A 20,199-nucleotide genomic window follows, 5' to 3' on the forward strand; every position below is an offset into this window, starting at 1 on the left:
GCAATCGCGGGGTATCTGTAGTAAAGTTAAGAATGTAGTTAAACTCGTTTTTTAAATGAGTGAGCAGTTATTGCTCACTCTTTTTAATGGAAAAATATAGGAGGCGGATAGTCGTTGAGTACAGTCGTCGAGACCGTAACGGATTTAGTTCAACCAATCATGGCCCAGCACCAGTTCGACCTGGTCGATGTGGAATTCGTTAAAGAGGGTAAGAGCTGGTACCTTCGGGTTTATATTGATAAGCCGGGTGGCATCAACATTGAAGAATGTGCTACTGTGAGTGATGAGTTGTCGGAAAAGCTCGACGCTCTCGATCCAGATCCCATTCCACAAGCGTACTTCTTAGAAGTTTCTTCACCGGGCGCCGAACGGCCGTTGAAGAAGCCAGAAGACTTTGAAAAGGCCGTGGGTGAATACATCCACGTGTCGTTGTACCAGAAGATTGGCGCCAGCAAGGTCTATGAAGGCACCTTGTTGAAGTTGACCGATGAATCGCTGGACTTGAAGGTGAACCTGAAAGGGCGCATCAAGACCTTAACGATTCCACGTGCGGGGATTGCCCAGGCACGGTTAGCCATCAAGTTCTAAATTTAAGGAGCGAAAGACAGTATGAGTAAAGAATTACTGGGTGCCTTAGACGTCCTCGAGACGGAAAAGGGCATCAAAAAAGAAGTGGTCATCGAAGCCTTAGAAGCGGCGTTGGTTTCAGCTTACAAGCGTAATTACGACCAAGCGCAAAACGTTGAGGTCAACTTCGATGCGCGGAAGGGCGATATTCACGTCTTTGCCGTGAAGAAGGTCGTGGATCAAGTTTACGATTCCCGGCTGGAAGTCGGCTTGGATGAAGCCTTGGCCATTAACAAGGGATACGAATTAGGGGATGACATCAAGTTTGAAGTTACCCCTAAGAACTTCGGTCGGATTGCTGCCCAAACGGCCAAGCAGGTAATCATGCAACGGGTTCGCGAAGCTGAACGGAACATTATCTATGACCAATACAGCCAATACGAAAACGAAATCGTCACGGGAGAAGTGGAACGCCAAGACACCCGGTTCGTTTACGTGAACTTAGGGAAGGTCGAAGCCGTCATGGGTCGTCAAGACCAGATGCCTAACGAGACTTACCGGATTCATGATAAGATCAAGGTCTACGTGACGCGGGTCGAAAACGCGACTAAGGGACCACAAGTCTTTGTTAGTCGGACGGCGGCTGACCTGTTGAAGCGGCTGTTTGAACAAGAAGTTCCAGAAATTTACGATGGAACCGTGGAAATCATGGCGATTGCACGGGAAGCCGGCGACCGGGCCAAGGTTGCGGTTCGGTCGAATAATCCGGATATCGATCCTGTGGGGACCAGTGTGGGACCACGGGGCCAACGGGTTCAAACGATCGTGAATGAACTGGGTGGCGAAAACATGGATATCGTGGAATGGACGGACGATGAAGCGAAGTTTATCGCCAACGCCCTGAACCCGGCGGAAGTGTTGGATGTCATCTTTGACCCGAATAATGAACGGGCGTGCGAAGTTGTGGTTCCGGACTACCAGCTATCCTTAGCGATTGGTAAGCGGGGGCAAAACGCACGATTAGCCGCAAAGTTAACCGGTTATAAGATTGATATTAAATCAGAATCTGAAGCTTCTGCTATAATGGAAGCAGATCAGGCCGAAACTGAGGACGCACCTGAAGAAGATGCCACGGACGAAACGGCTCCGGCTGAAGCAACGGCATCCGAGTCAACGACCGAAGAACCTTCAGACGCTGCTGACGCGACGACCGATGATGCAACACCGGTTGACGACGCCCCAGCGTCCGATGCGACGGAAGATGACGAACACGACGCCCCATCAGCCGAATAAGCTGCTGGCAAAGGAGGGTTTCACGTCATGAGACAACGTAAGGTCCCGATGCGAAAAGACATCGTTACGGGAGAAATGGCACCGAAGAAACAATTAGTCCGGATCGTCCGGAACCAAGACCAAGAAGTGAGTGTTGATCCGACGGGTAAAAAGTCCGGACGGGGCGCTTATATTTCGTTAGACGTTGCGGTAGCTCAACGCGCCAAGAAAGAACGGACCTTTGACCACGTTTTTGGAGTCAAGCTCGACGAACAGTTTTACGACGACTTGATTGCTTACGTGGATCATCAACAGGCCCGGCGAGAATTATTTGATCATGACTAATTCGCAACGTGCCTTACAACTTTTAGGATTGATCCGGCGGGCAGGAAAACTGGTCACCGGTGAATCCTTTGTCCTGGCAGCGGTGCGTGACGGCTCAGCTAAGTTAGTTTTAATGGCTAACGATACCGGGGCTAGCAGTCAAAAGCAGTTCCGTGATAAAACGGCCAGTTACCAGGTACCACTATATGAAACATTTACGAAAGACCAACTGAGCACGGCCATTGGGTCGGCGCGCACGGTCATTGCCATCACCGATCCGGGATTCGTCCGGAAACTCCAACAATTACTTGCTGACTAGACCCTGACGTTCTCGTGATCGATGTGATTTTAAGGAGAGTGAAGATATGGGGAAAAAGCGACTTTACGAACTTGCTAAAGAAATCAACGTCTCCAGTAAACAATTAATCGCGAAAGCTGAGGAAAAGGGCTTTCCGGTGAAAAATCATATGTCAACGCTCGGCGAGAACGAAGAACGTCAATTGCGGGCGGCTTTTAAGAAGCCCGCAGCGGGACAGTCAGCTAAAAAGCCGGTTACATCAGCAACGCAGCGACCGACTAACCACTCGTCCCAACACGGTCAGGCGACGAATAAGGCGACCGCTAAGTCGTCGCAGTCGACCAACCATTCTTCTTCGACTAATGCCACGCACCAGTCGAAGAATTCCCAGCAACACACGCAACATAATAAAAATAATGGCCAGACCGGAACGCAACATGGGACGCGTAATTCCGGCACCGGCAGATTTGGTGGAAGCTTGAATAATAATACAAACAATAATAATGGTCGTCGTGGCGGGAATAGCCGCGGTGGGCGGAATAACCGCAATAACCGCAACAACCGGCGACGCAATAATAATAACCGTTACAAGAAGAACCAACGGATTAAAGATGTGAACCAACACAAGGGTGCTCCTGAACGGAAGAACAAGGCGTTACCAGAAGTCTTGCAATATACGGACGGAATGAACGCTCAAGACTTGGCGAAGCTCTTACACCGTTCTTCAGCTGAAATCGTGAAGAAGCTCTTCATGCTGGGGGTTATGGTCAACCAAAACCAATCCCTGGATAAGGATACGATTGAAATCCTGGCTTCTGATTATGGGATTCAGGCCCAAGAAAAGGTACAAGTCGATGTTTCAGATATCGACAAGGCCTTCGATGAAGAAATGGCCAACAAGAAGCACCAAGTTACCCGGGCACCCGTAGTTACGATCATGGGTCACGTTGACCACGGGAAGACCACGCTGCTGGACCACTTGCGGCACTCCCACATTACGGCGGGTGAAGCCGGGGGGATCACGCAAGCTATCGGGGCTTACCAAGTGCACTACAATGATAAGTTGATCACCTTCTTGGATACGCCAGGACACGCGGCCTTCACCGAAATGCGGGCCCGTGGTGCGGAAATCACCGACATTACTATCTTGGTCGTGGCAGCGGATGATGGTGTGATGCCTCAAACGATTGAAGCCATTCACCATGCGAAGGCTGCGGGGACGCCAATTATTGTGGCGGTCAACAAGATCGATAAGCCAGGCGCTAACCCGAACCACGTGATGGAACAGTTAACGGAATATGAATTGATTCCTGAAGACTGGGGTGGCGACACCATCTTCGTGAACATCTCAGCGAAGTTCGGGAAGAACATTGATGAACTGCTGGACATGATCCTGCTCCAAGCGGAAGTCATGGAATTAAAGGCTAACCCAGATCAAAATGGGGCCGGTTCTGTGATTGAAGCACGGTTGGACCAAGGAAAAGGGTCCGTGGCGACCTTACTGGTTCAGACGGGGACCTTACACGTCGGCGACCCAATCGTTGTGGGGAACACCTTTGGTCGGGTGCGGACCATGACCAACGAACGTGGTTCTGCCATCAAGGCAGCGGTACCGTCAACGCCCGTGGAAATCACGGGGTTGAACGATGTGCCGGAAGCCGGGGACCGGTTCGTGGTCTTTGACGACGAAAAGACGGCCCGGGCAGCTGGTGAAGAACGGGCCAAGGAAGCCTTGGTCAAGGAACGCCAGAATACCAGTCACGTGACGTTGGACAACCTGTTCGACTCCCTTAAGGAAGGCGAAATGAAGGAAGTTGACGTCATCATCAAGGCGGACGTTCAAGGATCCGTTGAAGCCCTAGCGGGGAGCCTGAAGAAGATTGACGTTGCCGGTGTGCGGGTCAACATTATTCACTCAGCCGTCGGTGCCATTAACGAAAGTGATGTCACGTTGGCGGAAGCCTCCGATGCCATCATTATCGGGTTCAACGTTCGCCCAACGCCACAAGCGCGGTCTCAAGCGGATAGCGATAAGGTCGACATTCGTCTTCACAACGTCATCTACAACGCCATCGATGAAATCGAAGCGGCGATGAAGGGGATGCTGGAACCAACCTACGAAGAACAAGTTATCGGTCAAGTAGAAGTACGGCAGATTTACCATGCTTCCAAGGTCGGTACGATCGTCGGTGGGATGGTCACAGATGGTAAGGTTACCTCTGACGCTGATGTTCGGTTAATTCGGGATGGCGTGGTCATCTACGAAGGTAAGCTGGGTAGCTTGAAGCGCTTCAAGGACGACGTGAAGGAAGTTAAGCAAGGATACGAACTGGGATTGACGATTGAAAACTACAATGACATCAAGGTTGACGATGTGATTGAAGCGTACGTCATGAAGGAAGTTCCTGTTAAGTAAAGAACGGAGGCACAACGTAAAATGGCACAATATCGGGTTGGTCGCTTAGAACAAGAGATCCAGCGTGAGGTCACGGATATCCTGTTAAAACGGGTACGGGATCCTCGCGTCGAGGGTGTTACCGTTACGGGTGTGGAAGTTACCGGTGACTTACAAGAAGCCACGATTTACTACAGTATCTTGTCGGACAAGGCGTCATCAGGTGAGAAGACGGCAGAGGGCTTAAAGAAGGCCACCGGACTGATTCGTTCCGAATTAGGTTCGCGGTTAAGCATCTATAAGACCCCTGAGCTGTTCTTTGAACGTGACAAGTCTGTCCAATACGGTAGCCGGATCGATGAACTGTTAAATGATCTTCATCACCAAGACAAGTAGTCTGGTCGTTGAGAGATTAAGGACGCTGACCCGTTGGGGGACAGCGTCCTTTTGATTAATGGAGGAATGCACATGAACGGAATTATTCCCCTGTATAAGCCCCGTGGGATGACCAGCTTCGACTGTATTGCGAAGCTGCGGCACATCCTGCATACCAAGAAGGTGGGCCATAGCGGGACCTTGGACCCTAATGTCGATGGGGTCTTACCGATTTGTATCGGAACGGCCACTAAAGTGGTGCCCTATCTGATGGCGTCCGGAAAGGTTTACCAGGGCCAGGTGACCTTAGGGTTCGCCACGACTACGGAAGACCTAGATGGTGACGAGGTAAGCCGCCAAACCCTGAGTCAACCCTTCACGGCTGCGGCGATTCAAGCGGCCGCAGCCACGTTGACGGGAGAGATCCAACAGACGCCCCCCATGTATTCGGCCGTGAAGGTCCGCGGGCGGCGACTGTATGAATATGCGCGGGCGGGCGAGACCGTAGAACGGCCAACCCGGACGGTGACGGTCGACGCGTTTGACCTTGACGGTGCGGGAACCTTTGATGCCGCAGCGGGGACCCAGACCATCGACTTTAAGATTAAGTGTTCTAAGGGCACCTATGTGCGGACGCTGGCTGTTGACCTAGGTCGTCAGTTGGGAGTTCCCGCCGTTATGGCGTCTTTGACGCGTTTAAAGAGTGGCGGATTCACGTTAGATCAAGCGGTGACCTTGGAAGCGGTCAGCGCGGCGATGGCAGCCGACACCCTAGACCAGGTCTTACGGCCCATTGACTACGCGCTGGCAGGGTATCCTCAAGTTGAGCTTTCGGAGCGGCTGTGGGGGCTAGTGAGAAACGGCGTCTTCTTGACTCCTGAGGAGTTGCCGGGACAAACGGCTCCGGTGTTGGCCTTCCGCTATGCAGGCGAGATCAAGTGCCTCTATCAATGGACGGCGGCCAAACACGCGTATAAGCCACTAAAAATGTTTGCTGTTAATTAACAGGTAAGGAGAAGCTATCACGATGGAAGTTATTCGAATACACCACCCGCTGGATGCACGACAGTTGCCCGAGGACCCGGTCGTTTTGGCCATGGGCTTCTTTGATGGCGTCCACCGCGGGCATCAGGCTGTGATCAAGCGGGCCAAGGCATTGGCGCGGGTTCAGGGCGTCAAACTAGCGGTACTGACGTATGATCATCATCCTGCCTTGGTTTACCGACCTTTGACGGCCGATGACCAGAAGTACCTGAGTACGCCGGAGCGGAAGTTACGTCAATTGGAACGCTTAGGCGTTGATCGGGTCTTCTTGGTCAACTACACGGGCGAATTTGCGGCCCAGACGCCGCAAGAGTTTGTGGACCACTACCTGGTGGCCTTTCACACGACGACGGCAGTTGCAGGATTTGACCACACCTATGGGCCCAAAGATATTGCGACTATGGCGCGGTTGCCTGAATACGCTCAAGGGCGGTTTCAGGTCGAAACCGTTCCTGAGGAGACGGCAACGCAGGATAAGATCAGTTCGACGCGTATTCGCCAGGCCATGAAGGCGGGCCAGATCGATACGGTCAACGACCTGTTGGGATACACTTACCGAACCACGGGGGTGGTGGTCCACGGGGAAGCCCGGGGCCGCACGATTGGATTCCCGACGGCCAACGTTTTGACACCCACGAATGAGTGGCAACCGGGGATTGGCATCTATACGGCCCGGTTAAAGGTCGGCGCAATCTGGTACCCAGGAATGGTTTCAGTGGGCCGCAACGTGACGTTTGGGGATGACCGGCCGATTACTGTCGAGATGAACCTCTTGGACTTCCATGGCAACCTATACGGCGAACCCGTTGAAGTGGAATGGCATCACCGGTTGCGCGGCGAGGTCAAGTTCACTGGTGCGGATGCGTTAGTGGAACAATTGAAAAAAGATGAGGTGGCGACCCGGGCGTACTTTACCGCGTTAGCTGCTCATGAATAAGTAACCAATAGGACGCGAACCGTGAGTTCGCGTCCTATTTGGGTTTGGAGGTTCGTTTGGAAACTTCATTGGCACTGGTGGTGAGAAGTGGTAAACTGGGCCTCTTGGCAAAAAAATTAGCACTTAACCAAAGAGATTGCTAAAATTCTTGCCAGATTTCTTGACTTAAAAACGGTGTTTTGCTACATTATATATGTGTCTTAGCACTTAATAACTTTGAGTGCTAAAAAAGGGGTGATTGTGATGCTGTCAGAAAGACAGATGATGATTCTGCGAGCCGTTGTCCGTGATTTCACTAACAGTGGTGTTCCAGTGGGATCCAAGGCACTAGCTAAGCAGTTACCCATCCACGTTAGCTCAGCGACCATTCGTAACGAGATGGCGGCGCTCGAGGAACAGGGATTGATTCGCAAGACGCATTCGTCGTCTGGGCGGATTCCATCAGTGGAAGGTTACCGGTATTACGTCGACCACTTGGTCAAGCCGGACCCGTTGCGGCCCAATGACCTGAACATGATTCAGTCCGCGTTGGGCGGTGACTTTCACAAGATTGATGAGATTATTTCGCAGTCTGCGACGATTCTCTCGAACTTGACTAGTTACACCGCGTTTACGTTGAAGCCGGAGCTTAAGGATAGTCGGTTAAGTGGCTTTCGGTTAGTTCCCCTAGGTCGCCGGCAAGTCATGGCGATTCTGGTAACGGATAGTGGCGACGTGGAGAACCAAACGTTTGACGTCAACGAGACGGTCACGGGAGAACAACTCGAGGCGGTCGTGCGGTTGATCAATGACCAACTGGTTGGCTTAACGTTACCCGAGGTTCTCAAGAAGCTCCAAACCGATATTCCGGTCAAAATTGCGAGTTACTTACAGAGCCCAGAAGGCTTTCTGGACATCTTCGGGAACGTGTTGACTAAGGCCGCGCAAGAGCGGTTCTACGTCGGTGGGCGACTCAACCTGCTGAACTTCGCGGAAGATGGTGACGTGGATTCCCTAAAGTCGCTATATTCGTTGATCGATAAGACCGACGATATTGCGGATGTTTTGGGGCAACCGCGGGATAACATCTCCGTTCAAATTGGTAACGAAATGACCAATGATGCGTTACGGCATTATAGCTTAATCACGGCGACTTATGACGTCGATCAGCACGGTCAAGGGATGATTGCCATCTTAGGACCGACGCGGATGCCTTATTCGCGGATGATCGGTATCGTGGGGGCGTTTCGTGAAGAGTTGGCCAAAAAACTACTCGATTATTATCGTTACTATGACGAGTAATAGAAAGGAAGGGGTTCAATCGTGGCTGAAGAACAATCGACATCTGCTGAAAGCCAAAGGTCGGCAACCACTGAAGAGCCGGTAACGGAACAAGCTACCAGCACTTCAGCGGCTGCAGATGCGGCTAAACAAGCGACAGACCAAGCACAAGCTAAGCCCGATCCAGCGGCCGAAGCTCTAGCTGCTTTGAAGCAAAAGTCCGCAGACATGGAAGACAAGTATTTGCGGGCCGAAGCCGAAATTCAAAATATGCAAACCCGGTTTGAAAAGGAGCAGGCAACGTTGATCAAGTACGATGGTCAACAGTTAGCCAAGGATGTGTTACCCGTGATCGATAACTTGGAACGGGCCTTAGCCGTCGACGCTGACGACCAGGCTGCCCAGAGTTTGAAGAAGGGGGTCCAAATGACCTATGATCATTTGCAAGACGCCCTTAAGCGGAACAACATTACCGAGATTGGTGCGTTGGGTGAGAAGTTCGATCCCACTAAGCACCAAGCTGTTCAAACCGTTCCTGCCTCGGATGATCAACCGGCAGAAACTGTGGCACAGGTTCTCCAGAAGGGTTACCTTCTCAAGGACCGGGTCTTACGACCAGCCATGGTGGTCGTAGCACAGTAATTTAATTCAAAAATAAACGAAAAAGAGGGAATTTTTGATGGCAAGCAATAAAATTATTGGGATTGATTTAGGGACGACCAACTCAGCCGTTGCCGTTCTAGAAGGTAGTACCCCCAAGATCATTGCGAACAAGGAAGGCGCTCGGACGACGCCATCCGTCGTTGCGTTTAAAGATGGTGAAACTCAAGTTGGTGAAGTTGCCAAGCGGCAAGCAATCACGAACCCCAACACGATTTCATCAATCAAGAGCCACATGGGTGAAGCCGGCTACAAGGTTACCGTGGATGGCAAGGACTACACGCCAGAACAAATCTCCGCGATGATTCTGCAACACTTGAAGTCGTTTGCTGAAGACTACATTGGTGACACGGTCGACAAGGCGGTCATCACGGTCCCAGCTTACTTCAACGATGCCCAACGGCAAGCCACTAAGGATGCCGGTAAGATTGCGGGTCTGAACGTTGAACGGATCATCAACGAACCGACGGCGGCTGCTTTAGCTTACGGTTTGGATAAGCAAGATAAAGACGAAAAGATCATGGTTTACGACCTTGGTGGTGGGACGTTTGATGTGTCCATCCTGGACTTAGGGGACGGCGTCTTCGATGTTCTGTCCACTAACGGGGATACTCACTTAGGTGGGGATGACTTCGACCAAAAGATCATGGACTGGTTGATTGCCGGTTTCAAGGATGAAAACGGTGTGGACTTGTCCAAGGATAAGATGGCTTTGCAACGGTTAAAGGATGCCGCTGAAAAGGCTAAGAAGGACCTCTCTGGGGTCACTGAAGCTCAAATCAGCTTGCCATTTATTTCGGCTGGTGAAAACGGCCCATTGCACTTGGAAAAGAGCTTGTCACGGGCTAAGTTCAACGAATTAACGGCAGACTTGGTTGACAAGACCCGGATCCCTGTTCAAAATGCGTTGAAGGATGCGGACTTACAAGCCAGTGACATTGACGTGGTCATCTTAAACGGTGGGTCAACTCGGATTCCAGCCGTTCAAGAAGCAGTTAAGAACTGGACGGGTAAGGAACCAAGCCACTCCATCAACCCTGATGAAGCCGTTGCTTTAGGTGCCGCCGTTCAAGGTGGGGTCATCACCGGTGACGTTAAGGATGTTGTGCTGTTGGATGTTACGCCATTATCCTTGGGGATTGAAACCATGGGTGGTGTCTTCACGAAGCTGATCGATCGGAACACGACGATTCCAACCAGCAAGTCCCAAGTCTTCTCTACGGCTGCGGATAACCAACCAGCCGTTGACATCCACGTCTTACAAGGTGAACGGCCAATGGCTGCGGACAACAAGACGTTGGGGAACTTCCAGCTGACGGACATTCCAGCTGCTCCTCGTGGTGTCCCTCAAATCCAAGTAACGTTCGATATCGATAAGAACGGGATCGTTAACGTTTCCGCTAAGGATATGGGCACGAACAAGGAACAAAAGATCACCATCAAGAGTTCTGATGGCCTGTCCGATGACGAAATCGAAAAGATGATGAAGGCAGCTAAGGAAAACGAAGCAGCCGACAAGAAGCGTAAGGAAGAAGTCGACACCAAGAACGAAGTCGACCAACTCTTGTTCCAGACGGATAAGACGCTGAAGGAAGTTAAGGGCAAGGTTTCTGATGACGAAATCAAGAAGGCTGAAGATGCGCGTGATGCGTTGAAGAAGGCCCAAGAAGCGAACAACCTCGACGACATGAAGACCAAGAAGGATGATTTGACCAAGATTATCCAAGACTTGTCTGTCAAGCTATACCAACAAGCCCAAAACGCCCAAGGCGGCGCTAATGGTGCGGCTGGTGCCGGTGCCCAAGGCGGTGCTCAAGGAACCAGTGACAACGGTGGCAAGGGTGACGATACCGTTGATGGTGACTTCCACGAAGTTCACGATGACGATAACAAGTAAGCTGACTGCCGAACTTTTAAATAAGTAAGGGCAAAAAGCCAGAGTCCGCGGGGCTTTGGCTTTTTGTTTCGAGGTGTGCTATTCTAACAAGTAGCTTTTAGATTGGGAGGAAAACCATGGCGCAAAAGGACTTATACGGTGTCCTAGGAGTGTCTAAGGACGCCAGTCAAGACGAAATCAAAAAGGCCTACCGGAAGTTATCCAAGAAGTATCATCCGGACCTCAATAAGGCACCTGACGCCGCGGAAAAATTCAAGGAAGTTCAGGACGCCTATGACGTTTTAGGCGACAAAGATAAGCGGCAAAACTATGACCAATACGGTTCAGCTGACGGCGCTCAAGGTGGTTTTGGCGGCTTTGGTGGCGGCCAAGCTGGCGGCTTCGGCGGCTTTAGCGGTGGCGGCGGTTTTGACGACATCTTCAACCAGTTCTTTGGCGGGGGTGGCCAACGCAACCCGAATGCGCCCCGACCTGGACGGGACTTACAGTACCAGATGACGTTGAAGTTCGAAGAAGCCATCTTTGGTAAGAAGACCAAGATCACTTACACCCGGGAAGCGCAATGCCACACGTGTGGTGGTAACGGTGCGAAGCCGGGGACCTCACCAGTGACCTGTCAGCGGTGTGGTGGCTCGGGTTACGTGACGACGGTCACCAATACGCCACTGGGCCGGATGCAGAGCCAACAACCTTGCCCGGTCTGCCACGGTACAGGACAAGAGATCAAGGAAAAGTGCCCAACTTGTGGTGGTTCTGGCCACGAGGAACAACGGCATGAAGTTGAAGTTACGATCCCAGCTGGGGTCGATGACGGACAACAGATGCGCTTGCAGGGCCAAGGTGAAGCCGGTCAAAACGGCGGGGGTTATGGTGACCTCTTTATCATCTTCCAAGTTCAACCTAGCAAGGACTTCCGGCGAGACGGCACTGAAATCTTCTTTGACCAACCCATCTCCTTTGTTCAAGCGGCAATGGGTGATGAGGTCACGGTCAAGACGGTGCATGGTGACGTGAAGCTGAAGGTGCCAGCTGGAACCCAAGGGGGCACAACTTTCCGCTTACGTGGCAAGGGTGCGCCGCGCCTGCGGGGGAACGGTAACGGTGATGAACACGTCACGGTTAAGGTCGTTACGCCGAAGAACCTGAATAAGGGGCAACGTGATGCGCTGCGAGACTTCGCGAAGGCTAGTGGCGAAAGCGTATCTGGCACGGGCAAAGGTAATTTGTTCGACAAGATGCGTGATAAATTTAATGACAACTAATTACGGCCACAAGTGTCTGTGATTAAACCCTTCAAGGCTACTGAAAGTTTTCAGTAGCCTTTTTTGGGCCACTCAACTAACTAAACGCGGTCAAAAAATGAAAAGAAAGCGTTAAGGTTAGGGGGTGTTGTTTGCAATCTGGTTTTCGCAATGATAATCTCAAACTATAAACATTTACCGGAAACAGCAGGTAAATGGGACGGTTTTAAGGGGGTGTCCGGGAGCACCAAAACTGTTCATGAACGACTATCGACTACGGGGATGCAACACATCGGTCGACAAAAAGTTGGGGGTGAAACTCATGCGCACAAAGTGGCTGGCGATTTGGCATCAGCCAGTGATAGCCTTTATTGGCTGGACGATATTCTACTTTGCGATTTTAATGGCGTTAGTTTATTTATATGGCTATAGTGGCCTAAACAGCACGACATTTATTTACAATGAGTTTTAAGCGGAGTACCGTAAGGACGGTTATTCTTTGGGGGGATAAATAGTGATAAAAAACATGATCACGGCGATTGACCAAATCGCAACAACGGACCCAGATCGGGTTGTTTATGATGATTTGGGTCACACGAACACGTACGGAGAGTTGAAGCGCTACTCGGACGCTTTGGCGGCGCGCTTAGATGCGCTGAAGTTACCACGAGAGGCTCCCATTTTAGTTTATGGTGGACAGACCTTTACCATGATTGCCACGTTTGTGGGGATTACTAAGAGTGGTCATGCGTATGTGCCGATTGATACGCACTCGCCACTCGAGCGGATTACCACGATCAATGAGATTGCGCAACCCGTAGCGGCCATTGCGGTGGCTCCCTTACCGACGGACCTGCCGAACACCATCGTTATCACACCGGATGACCTGGAAGCGATTTTCCAGCAACCGGCACCCGATTACGTGGTGTCGCACGAAGTGACAGAAGATGAGACTTACTACATCATCTTCACGTCTGGAACCACGGGAAAGCCCAAGGGGGTCCAGATTTCACACACGAATTTATTGAGTTACGTTAATTGGATGCTGAGTGATGATTTCACGTTACCCCAACAGCCACGGACCTTATCGCAAGCCCCGTACTCCTTTGACCTCTCAGTCATGGATTGGGGACCGACGTTAGCGAGCGGGGGGACGCTGGTGGCCTTGCCTAAGCAGGTGACGGATAATTTCAAGGAACTCTTTGAGACGTTACCTAAGATGGGCTTGGACGTGTGGGTTTCAACGCCATCCTTTATGGACATTTGCTTGTTGGAACCAACGTTTGATGCGGCCCATTATCCGGACCTCCAACGGTTCCTCTTCTGTGGTGAAGAGTTGACCCACGCAACGGCGCAGACCTTGCACAACCGTTTCCCGGCAGCCAAGATTTTCAACACCTATGGCCCAACGGAAACGACGGTCGCGGTGACTCAAGTCGAAATTACTGACCAGATTTTAGCGGATTATTCCCGACTACCAATCGGGTACGCCAAGGGCGATACCACCATGAAGGTCGTCGACGACCAGTTAAATGAAGTTCCCGCCGGTACGGAAGGCGAGATTTTGATTTACGGACCGTCCATGTCGAAAGGGTACTTGCATAACCCAGAGAAAACGGCTAAGGCCTTCATTGATTGGCACGGTCAACGGGTCTACCGTTCAGGTGACTTAGGGGTTCAATTGGATAACGGCTTGATCATGTACCATGGTCGGACGGACTTCCAGATTAAGCTCCACGGTTACCGAATTGAATTGGAAGAAGTGAACCACTACTTGTCCCAAGAAGATCACATTCAAGCGGGGGTAGCGGTTCCCCGGTATGATCGCAACCATAAGGTCAGCCAGTTGATTGCCTGGGTCGTTCCAGAAGCGACTGACCTGTCCGAGTTAGACTTAACCAAGGCGATTAAGGAGAACTTACAGGGTGGCGACATGATGGAATACATGATTCCGCAACGGTTCGTGTATAAAGAAAGCTTACCGATGACCCCCAACGGCAAGGTGGATATTAAGTCAATTATTGCTGAGGTCAATCAGTAATGCTTTCATTTGAACCATATGGTAACCCGACCTATTTCGCCTTATTAGGGGTTGCCATGATTCCGCTGATGATCGGGTTGCTTTACGGTAAACGTTCACGGCTGTACGAGACACTGATTTCAATCTTCTTTCTGGTCCTGACGTTTGGGGGACCGAAGTGGACGCAAGGGATTGCGTTAATCATCTATATCTTGTATGAAGTGGCGTTAACTTGGGGGTACGCTGTTTATCGTAAGCAGAAAAACTCCGGTCCGGTCTTTTACCTGTTGGTCATTCTCGCCATCTTACCGTTGACGATCGTGAAGGTCACCCCGGCCGTAGAAAACGGTCAGGCGTCCTTAATTGGGTTCCTGGGAATCAGTTACCTGACGTTCCGGGCGGTCCAGACCATGATGGAGACGCGGGATGGCACGTTGAAGAACTATCAGGTGATGACGTTCCTGCAATTCATGCTCTTCTTCCCCACGATTTCGTCGGGGCCCATTGACCGTTATCGGCGGTTTGAGCACGATTATCGGACCGTTCCGAGTCGTGAGAAGTATCTGGGGATGATTCAAAAGGGTATTCGGTATATCTTTGTGGGGTTCTTGTATAAGTTCCTGTTAGCGTACTACTTTGGGACCATCCTGATGCCTAAGTTACAGGTTATGGCGATGCATTCACGGGGCGGCTTCATGGATCTTTCGTGGCCCGTCCTGGGGTACATGTACGCGTACAGTGCGGATTTGTTCTTTGACTTCGCCGGGTACAGTTTGTTCGCCGTTGGGACGTCTTACTTGATGGGTATCGAAACGCCAATGAACTTTAAGCAACCTTGGCGTTCACCGAACATCAAGGATTTCTGGAATCGGTGGCACATTACGCTGTCCTTCTGGTTCCGGGACTTCATCTACATGCGGTTGGTCTTCTGGTTCATGAAGCACCGCATTTTCAAGAGTCCGCGGACGACTGCCAACGTGACGTACATTATTAACATGTTAGTCATGGGGTTCTGGCACGGGGTCACTTGGTACTATATCACTTACGGGCTGTTCCACGGGGTCGCACTGGTGGTTAACGATGCTTGGTTGCGGTACAAGAAGAAGCACCGGGCCAGCGTACCGCACAACGGTTTTACGCAGATCTTTGCCATTTTCTTAACGGCTAACTTGGTCTGCTTTAGTTTCCTGATTTTCTCAGGATTCTTAAATACACTCTGGTTTACCAAATAATAAAAGTAGGATTATTTCATTTAGGGGGAAATTATCATGGATGTAAAAGAAACGGTATTATCAATTTTATCTGATTTAACGGGGAACGATGTTAGTGGTGCGATGGATGACAACTTGTTTGATAGTGGGTTGTTAGACTCCATGGGTTCCGTTCAACTGTTGTTACAACTGCAGTCACAGCTGGGCGTCAACGTGCCAGTTTCTGAATTTGAGCGGTCAGAGTGGGACACGCCCAACAAGATCATCGCGAAAGTCGAAAGCCTGGCCTAGCACATGGCAAAGCGATTACTACGGATCTTTGGTCCGTTAATTCTCGCGGCTATCTTGGTTTTGGCGGTATTGGTCTCACCGGTGACCTTTGGGTTTAAGAAGGTCAGCGCAGGTGAAGAACGCCAAGCGGCGGTTTCCTTGTCGCCTAACGTGTTAAAGGGTAAGCGGATTAAGGAAGCGGCGTTGAAGCAAAACTACGTGCCGTTCTTCGGCTCGTCGGAATGGTCTCGAATCGATCCCATGCACCCATCGGTCTTAGCCCAGAAGTATCACCGGGACTACCGGCCGTTTCTACTGGGTGCTCGGGGGACGCAATCTTTGACTCAGTTCTTCGTGATGCAAAACATCCAATCGGAGCTGAAGAATAAGAAAGCGGTCTTCGTGATTTCGCCACAATGGTTCGTCAAAGACGGGACGCGGAAGGATGCCTTTGCCTTCTACTACTCGCAATTGCAGACGACGGAGTGGTTGTCGCATTACCGCCACGATGCCATCGACCAGTATGCGGCGAAGCGGTTGCTGCAGATGCCAGTGGCCAAGTCAGACCACTTCCTCTACGCAGCTTTAAAGCGGGTATCGGCTGGTCAATCTTTGACGAGTAACCAACGTTTCTACCTCAAAGCCAAGCAAAACATGTTAACTCAAGAGGATGAATTCTTCTCGGGAATCAACATGCCATCGCAGAATCTGAATAAGGTTAACCAGCAAGCGAAGAAGTTACCCACTCAATACTCCTTCTCGAAGTTGGATGCCTTGGCAGGCCGCATTGGGAAGTCCCAAACGGGGAACAACCGGTTCCAAATCAGTGATTCGTTCTATAACCATGGATTGAAACAGGAATTAAAGGGTGGGAAGTTAGCCGGGTTCCAAAAGAACCTGAGCTATACGAAGTCGCCTGAATTCGCCGATTTCCAATTGGTTCTGGATCAGTTTGCGCGGTTGCATACGAATGTGATGTTCATTATTCCGCCAGTGAATGCGAAGTGGTCGGCCTACACGGGTCTGTCGCAAAGCATGCTCCGGCAGTTTGATCAGAAGATTCGTTATCAGTTGCAGTCGCAAGGGTTTAACAACATTTGCGACCTGACGGATAAGAGCAACGTGCCTTACTTCATGACGGATACGATTCACTTAGGCTGGCGGGGCTGGCTGGCGGTTGACCAAAAGGTTGATCCGTTCTTGACCCAGCCACAAGCTAAGCCGAAGTACACGATTAACGACAAGTTCTATTCACAGGAATGGCAACAGTTGAACCCTAACGAGTTGACCACTTATGCGGATACGACGAATTAGATAAAAGCGTTCGACCTTGAGTCGGACGCTTTTTGCATGAGTTGGCGTTTGTACTTGCCAAGAATGGTTGGTATAATTGTCTGGACATGGTACTTAGGAAAGTAGGAATTCAACATGGATCTGGAAAAATTAAAGCAACATCAAAAATATATTCGTAACTTTTCCATTGTGGCCCATATTGACCACGGAAAGTCGACGCTCGCGGATCGGATTCTGGAACTAACGGATACGATTTCCAAACGCGACATGCAAGATCAAGTGTTGGACGACATGGATTTGGAACGTGAACGGGGCATCACCATCAAGTTGAACGCGGTTGAACTGACCTATCACGCAAAGGATGGTCACGACTACGAATTTCACCTAATCGACACTCCCGGTCACGTCGACTTCTCGTACGAAGTCTCACGAAGCCTGGCAGCTTGTGAAGGGGCTATTCTGGTCGTCGATGCCGCGCAAGGGGTAGAGGCCCAGACGCTGGCTAACGTTTACCTGGCGCTGGATGATGACTTGGAAATCGTGCCGGTCATCAACAAGATCGACCTTCCCGCAGCGGATCCAGATAAGGTGAAGAGCGAAATTGAAGACGTCATTGGTCTGGACGCTTCAGATGCCGTCTTGGCCAGTGCCAAGCAAGGCATTGGGATTCCAGAATTACTGGAACAGATTGTGCATAAGATTCCGGCCCCTCATGGAGACTTAACGGCCCCCCTGAAGGCGTTAGTCTTTGATTCGGTCTATGACGATTACCGGGGCGTGGTCTTGAGTGTGCGGATCACGGAAGGTATGGTCAAGCCCGGGGACAAGATTCGTCTGATGAACAGCGGGAGTGAATACGAAGTGACCGAGGTGGGGGTAAACTCACCGAAACCGATTAGTCGTGACCTGTTGATTGCTGGGGACGTGGGCTACATCACGGCCAGCATCAAGGACATCACGGAGACCCGAGTCGGGGATACGGTCACTAGTGCTGATAATCCTGCGGAAAAGGCACTACCGGGCTACCGGGAAATGAGCCCGATGGTCTACGCGGGGTTATACCCCACCGATAACGCGAAGTTAAACGACTTGCGTGAGGCTCTGGAGAAGCTGAAGCTAAATGATGCGGCGTTGGAATTTGAACCCGAATCGTCTCAAGCGTTAGGCTTTGGATTTCGGTGTGGGTTCTTGGGGATGCTCCACATGGACGTCATCCAAGAACGGCTTGAGCGGGAATTCAACCTCGACTTGATTACCACGGCACCATCGGTTACCTACCACGCGTACTTGACGGATGGGACCATGAAGGAAGTTGAAAATCCGGCCGAAATGCCGGAAGCTTCCGCCATCAAGCGGATTGAAGAACCCATTGTGAAGGCCACGATTATGGCACCGAACGATTATGTGGGTGCCGTTATGGAATTGTGCCAGCACCGTCGGGGGCAATTCTTGACCATGGAGTACCTGGATGATTACCGGGTCAACATTATCTACAATATGCCGCTGTCAGAAATCATCTTTGACTTCTTTGACAAGTTGAAGTCGAGTACGCGTGGTTACGCCTCGTTGGATTACGAGCGGAACGGGTACATGGAAGCGGACTTGGTCAAGATCGACTTGTTGCTGAACGGCGATAAGGTCGATGCGTTGAGCTTTATTGCGCACCGGACGTTTGCGGCACAACGGGGTCGTGAGATTGCGACGCGGTTAAAGGGTATCATTCCACGACAAAACTTCGAAATTCCGGTTCAAGCGGCGATTGGAGCGAAGGTAATTGCCCGAACCACCATCAAGGCTTACCGGAAAGACGTGACGGCCCACCTGTACGGTGGTGACCGTACTCGGCGGATGAAGCTGCTGGAAAAGCAAAAAGTCGGGAAAAAGCGGATGAAGGCTGTGGGGAAAGTTGATATTCCTCAAGAAGCGTTCATGGCCGTTTTGAAGACTGACGAGGATGAAACTAAGTAGTACCAAGGATTCGAGCCAACTGCCTTTTAAGAATCCGACATTAATCCTACCTGTATCCGACGAAAAGTCTGAAATGTAGGATTAAACAGTAATTTACGCCGGGTTAGGCTTCATGGTGCATCATCTTTTCAAAAATATCGACCGTCTCAGTGCTCATCTTTTGGGTAACGTGAGAATAGGTGTTGAGAGTAGTGGAGATTCGGGAGTGTCCTAGACGTGCCTGAATCTCTTTTATATTGGCACCATTTTCTAGCAGCATGGTTGCGTGCGTATGACGTAACGAATGGAAGTCGAACGGGAACCCTAAGTCTTTCTGAATTTTATCAGCGTGGTATTTGATGGAGTTCGGGGTCATGGGGTCCCCGTTTTCTTTCGTACATACAAAGTCAGAATCATAATAGTATTTCTCGTAGTGTGCCCGCTGAACCTCTTAGCCGACGCGCTTTTTCTTTAACAACTCAATAATAGATGGCCCAATTAAAATTTTGCGGTAGCTTGCAGATGTTTTAAGTGGACCCAATTCCCATGGAGCATTGGAAGATCGTTCATAATCTGGCTTTATTGTCGGGTTAGAGTATTTCACTTTCGTATTGTATTCAGCGTCTTTTTTCGTTTTTTCTTGTCTTTTTGAAGCATAGCTTGGTGGATGTCGATAGTTTCATTTTCAATGAATCAGCGTTTACACAAAATGTTTTACGCTCCCAGAAAGTTTTACAAACTTTCGTGTTCTAAATAACAAAGGTTTGTTGATTCGAAAAGCGTTTTATTTACAATTGCAATTGTTTAAAAGTACAAGGATATTCTTTTAAACAAAATAGCTTAGGGAGGCAGGTGTTATCTGAAGCAGAATTAATTAAGATTACTGGTGGTCTGGATGACTTTTCAGGAGAATGACTAGACGGTGAGATTAGTTATGATATCAGTTGTACCCTTGCTATTATTGCAGAGGTGCGGCACAAGGACGATTACTGTGATGGTTAATGTTTGATTTATCAATAAAAAGTCGCCATTCTTAGCGCCCTTTTGTAAAAAAGCGTATGTTAGGGTGACTAATGTTAATATACAAGACCATTGTTTCCTAGTTGTAAATACAAATTGTATTTGCATAGAAAATCCTGAATTATTCACCAGAAACTCCAAAATCCCCATCAAACACATGATTCAAGT

The 20,199-nt window shown here is 50.3% G+C and carries 18 protein-coding genes and 1 pseudogene; 18 read left to right on the plus strand and 1 reads right to left on the minus strand.

Annotated elements, in window-relative coordinates:
• Nucleotides 1–114 precede the first annotated feature (114 nt).
• The 18 genes from rimP (at nt 115) to lepA (ending at nt 19,032) form a co-directional block, all read left to right on the plus strand.
• Nucleotides 115–588, plus strand: coding sequence for a ribosome maturation factor RimP (rimP, locus tag FD30_RS01200; RefSeq protein ID WP_056943560.1), 474 nt, complete (start codon nt 115–117; stop codon nt 586–588).
• A gap of 21 nt (nt 589–609) precedes the next feature.
• Complete coding sequence (nusA, locus tag FD30_RS01205; protein ID WP_056943561.1) at nt 610–1,860, plus strand: transcription termination factor NusA; 1,251 nt, start codon at nt 610–612, stop codon at nt 1,858–1,860.
• 27 nt (nt 1,861–1,887) lie between these two features.
• Nucleotides 1,888–2,184, plus strand: a complete 297-nt coding sequence (gene rnpM / locus FD30_RS01210) for an RNase P modulator RnpM (protein ID WP_056943562.1) — start codon at nt 1,888–1,890, stop codon at nt 2,182–2,184.
• On the plus strand, nt 2,177–2,482 hold the full coding sequence (locus FD30_RS01215; protein WP_056943563.1) for a L7Ae/L30e/S12e/Gadd45 family ribosomal protein: 306 nt from the start codon (nt 2,177–2,179) through the stop codon (nt 2,480–2,482). The genes rnpM and FD30_RS01215 overlap by 8 nt, the downstream gene beginning before the upstream one ends.
• 46 nt (nt 2,483–2,528) lie before the next feature.
• A complete protein-coding gene (gene infB, locus FD30_RS01220) occupies nt 2,529–4,877 on the plus strand; it encodes a translation initiation factor IF-2 (protein WP_056943564.1) in 2,349 nt (782 codons plus the stop codon).
• A gap of 21 nt (nt 4,878–4,898) precedes the next feature.
• Nucleotides 4,899–5,252 (plus strand): 30S ribosome-binding factor RbfA, encoded by a 354-nt coding sequence (rbfA, locus tag FD30_RS01225; RefSeq protein WP_056943565.1) that lies wholly within the window; start codon nt 4,899–4,901, stop codon nt 5,250–5,252.
• A gap of 72 nt (nt 5,253–5,324) precedes the next feature.
• Nucleotides 5,325–6,236: a tRNA pseudouridine(55) synthase TruB gene (gene truB / locus FD30_RS01230; protein WP_056943566.1), complete on the plus strand. Its 912-nt coding sequence runs from the start codon at nt 5,325–5,327 to the stop codon at nt 6,234–6,236.
• 22 nt (nt 6,237–6,258) lie between these two features.
• Nucleotides 6,259–7,212 carry a riboflavin biosynthesis protein RibF gene (ribF, locus tag FD30_RS01235; protein ID WP_056943567.1) on the plus strand — a complete coding sequence of 318 codons (954 nt, stop codon included), beginning with the start codon at nt 6,259–6,261 and terminating at the stop codon, nt 7,210–7,212.
• A 243-nt stretch (nt 7,213–7,455) separates the two neighbouring features.
• The gene (gene hrcA / locus FD30_RS01240; protein WP_034544747.1) at nt 7,456–8,493 is read left to right on the plus strand and encodes a heat-inducible transcriptional repressor HrcA; all 1,038 of its coding nucleotides are present in this window, start codon (nt 7,456–7,458) and stop codon (nt 8,491–8,493) included.
• An 18-nt stretch (nt 8,494–8,511) separates the two neighbouring features.
• A complete protein-coding gene (gene grpE, locus FD30_RS01245) occupies nt 8,512–9,114 on the plus strand; it encodes a nucleotide exchange factor GrpE (protein ID WP_371862343.1) in 603 nt (200 codons plus the stop codon).
• Nucleotides 9,115–9,151: 37 nt separating this feature from the next.
• Nucleotides 9,152–11,029 carry a molecular chaperone DnaK gene (gene dnaK, locus FD30_RS01250; protein WP_056943569.1) on the plus strand — a complete coding sequence of 626 codons (1,878 nt, stop codon included), beginning with the start codon at nt 9,152–9,154 and terminating at the stop codon, nt 11,027–11,029.
• Nucleotides 11,030–11,145: 116 nt separating this feature from the next.
• Nucleotides 11,146–12,291 carry a molecular chaperone DnaJ gene (gene dnaJ / locus FD30_RS01255; protein ID WP_024746179.1) on the plus strand — a complete coding sequence of 382 codons (1,146 nt, stop codon included), beginning with the start codon at nt 11,146–11,148 and terminating at the stop codon, nt 12,289–12,291.
• A 301-nt stretch (nt 12,292–12,592) separates the two neighbouring features.
• Nucleotides 12,593–12,742 carry a teichoic acid D-Ala incorporation-associated protein DltX gene (locus tag FD30_RS01260; RefSeq protein ID WP_024746180.1) on the plus strand — a complete coding sequence of 50 codons (150 nt, stop codon included), beginning with the start codon at nt 12,593–12,595 and terminating at the stop codon, nt 12,740–12,742.
• 42 nt (nt 12,743–12,784) lie between these two features.
• Nucleotides 12,785–14,311 carry a D-alanine--poly(phosphoribitol) ligase subunit DltA gene (gene dltA / locus FD30_RS01265; RefSeq protein ID WP_056943570.1) on the plus strand — a complete coding sequence of 509 codons (1,527 nt, stop codon included), beginning with the start codon at nt 12,785–12,787 and terminating at the stop codon, nt 14,309–14,311.
• A complete protein-coding gene (dltB, locus tag FD30_RS01270; protein WP_056943571.1) occupies nt 14,311–15,522 on the plus strand; it encodes a D-alanyl-lipoteichoic acid biosynthesis protein DltB in 1,212 nt (403 codons plus the stop codon). The genes dltA and dltB overlap by 1 nt, the downstream gene beginning before the upstream one ends.
• 36 nt (nt 15,523–15,558) lie before the next feature.
• A complete protein-coding gene (dltC, locus tag FD30_RS01275; RefSeq protein WP_024746183.1) occupies nt 15,559–15,792 on the plus strand; it encodes a D-alanine--poly(phosphoribitol) ligase subunit DltC in 234 nt (77 codons plus the stop codon).
• A gap of 3 nt (nt 15,793–15,795) precedes the next feature.
• A complete protein-coding gene (dltD, locus tag FD30_RS01280) occupies nt 15,796–17,085 on the plus strand; it encodes a D-alanyl-lipoteichoic acid biosynthesis protein DltD (RefSeq protein WP_056943572.1) in 1,290 nt (429 codons plus the stop codon).
• 114 nt (nt 17,086–17,199) lie between these two features.
• A complete protein-coding gene (gene lepA, locus FD30_RS01285) occupies nt 17,200–19,032 on the plus strand; it encodes a translation elongation factor 4 (RefSeq protein ID WP_056943573.1) in 1,833 nt (610 codons plus the stop codon).
• Nucleotides 19,033–19,135: 103 nt separating this feature from the next.
• Here the strand turns inward: lepA and FD30_RS11700 are convergent.
• A pseudogene (locus FD30_RS11700) lies at nt 19,136–19,453 on the minus strand (tyrosine-type recombinase/integrase); the annotation flags it as partial.
• Nucleotides 19,454–20,199: the final 746 nt, after the last annotated feature.

It is taken from the genome of Levilactobacillus namurensis DSM 19117 (assembly GCF_001434785.1).
Classification (GTDB): domain Bacteria; phylum Bacillota; class Bacilli; order Lactobacillales; family Lactobacillaceae; genus Levilactobacillus; species Levilactobacillus namurensis.

Bases quoted from the DNA above. Each gene is read 5' to 3' on its own strand.
- nusA (WP_056943561.1), top strand. From the start codon at position 610: ATGAGTAAAGAATTACTGGGTGCCTTAGACGTCCTCGAGACGGAAAAG.
- rnpM (WP_056943562.1), top strand. From the start codon at position 1,888: ATGAGACAACGTAAGGTCCCGATGCGAAAAGACATCGTTACGGGAGAA.
- FD30_RS01215 (WP_056943563.1), top strand. From the start codon at position 2,177: ATGACTAATTCGCAACGTGCCTTACAACTTTTAGGATTGATCCGGCGG.
- infB (WP_056943564.1), top strand. From the start codon at position 2,529: ATGGGGAAAAAGCGACTTTACGAACTTGCTAAAGAAATCAACGTCTCC.
- rbfA (WP_056943565.1), top strand. From the start codon at position 4,899: ATGGCACAATATCGGGTTGGTCGCTTAGAACAAGAGATCCAGCGTGAG.
- truB (WP_056943566.1), top strand. From the start codon at position 5,325: ATGAACGGAATTATTCCCCTGTATAAGCCCCGTGGGATGACCAGCTTC.
- ribF (WP_056943567.1), top strand. From the start codon at position 6,259: ATGGAAGTTATTCGAATACACCACCCGCTGGATGCACGACAGTTGCCC.
- hrcA (WP_034544747.1), top strand. From the start codon at position 7,456: ATGCTGTCAGAAAGACAGATGATGATTCTGCGAGCCGTTGTCCGTGAT.
- dnaK (WP_056943569.1), top strand. From the start codon at position 9,152: ATGGCAAGCAATAAAATTATTGGGATTGATTTAGGGACGACCAACTCA.
- dnaJ (WP_024746179.1), top strand. From the start codon at position 11,146: ATGGCGCAAAAGGACTTATACGGTGTCCTAGGAGTGTCTAAGGACGCC.
- FD30_RS01260 (WP_024746180.1), top strand. From the start codon at position 12,593: ATGCGCACAAAGTGGCTGGCGATTTGGCATCAGCCAGTGATAGCCTTT.
- dltB (WP_056943571.1), top strand. From the start codon at position 14,311: ATGCTTTCATTTGAACCATATGGTAACCCGACCTATTTCGCCTTATTA.
- dltC (WP_024746183.1), top strand. From the start codon at position 15,559: ATGGATGTAAAAGAAACGGTATTATCAATTTTATCTGATTTAACGGGG.
- dltD (WP_056943572.1), top strand. From the start codon at position 15,796: ATGGCAAAGCGATTACTACGGATCTTTGGTCCGTTAATTCTCGCGGCT.
- lepA (WP_056943573.1), top strand. From the start codon at position 17,200: ATGGATCTGGAAAAATTAAAGCAACATCAAAAATATATTCGTAACTTT.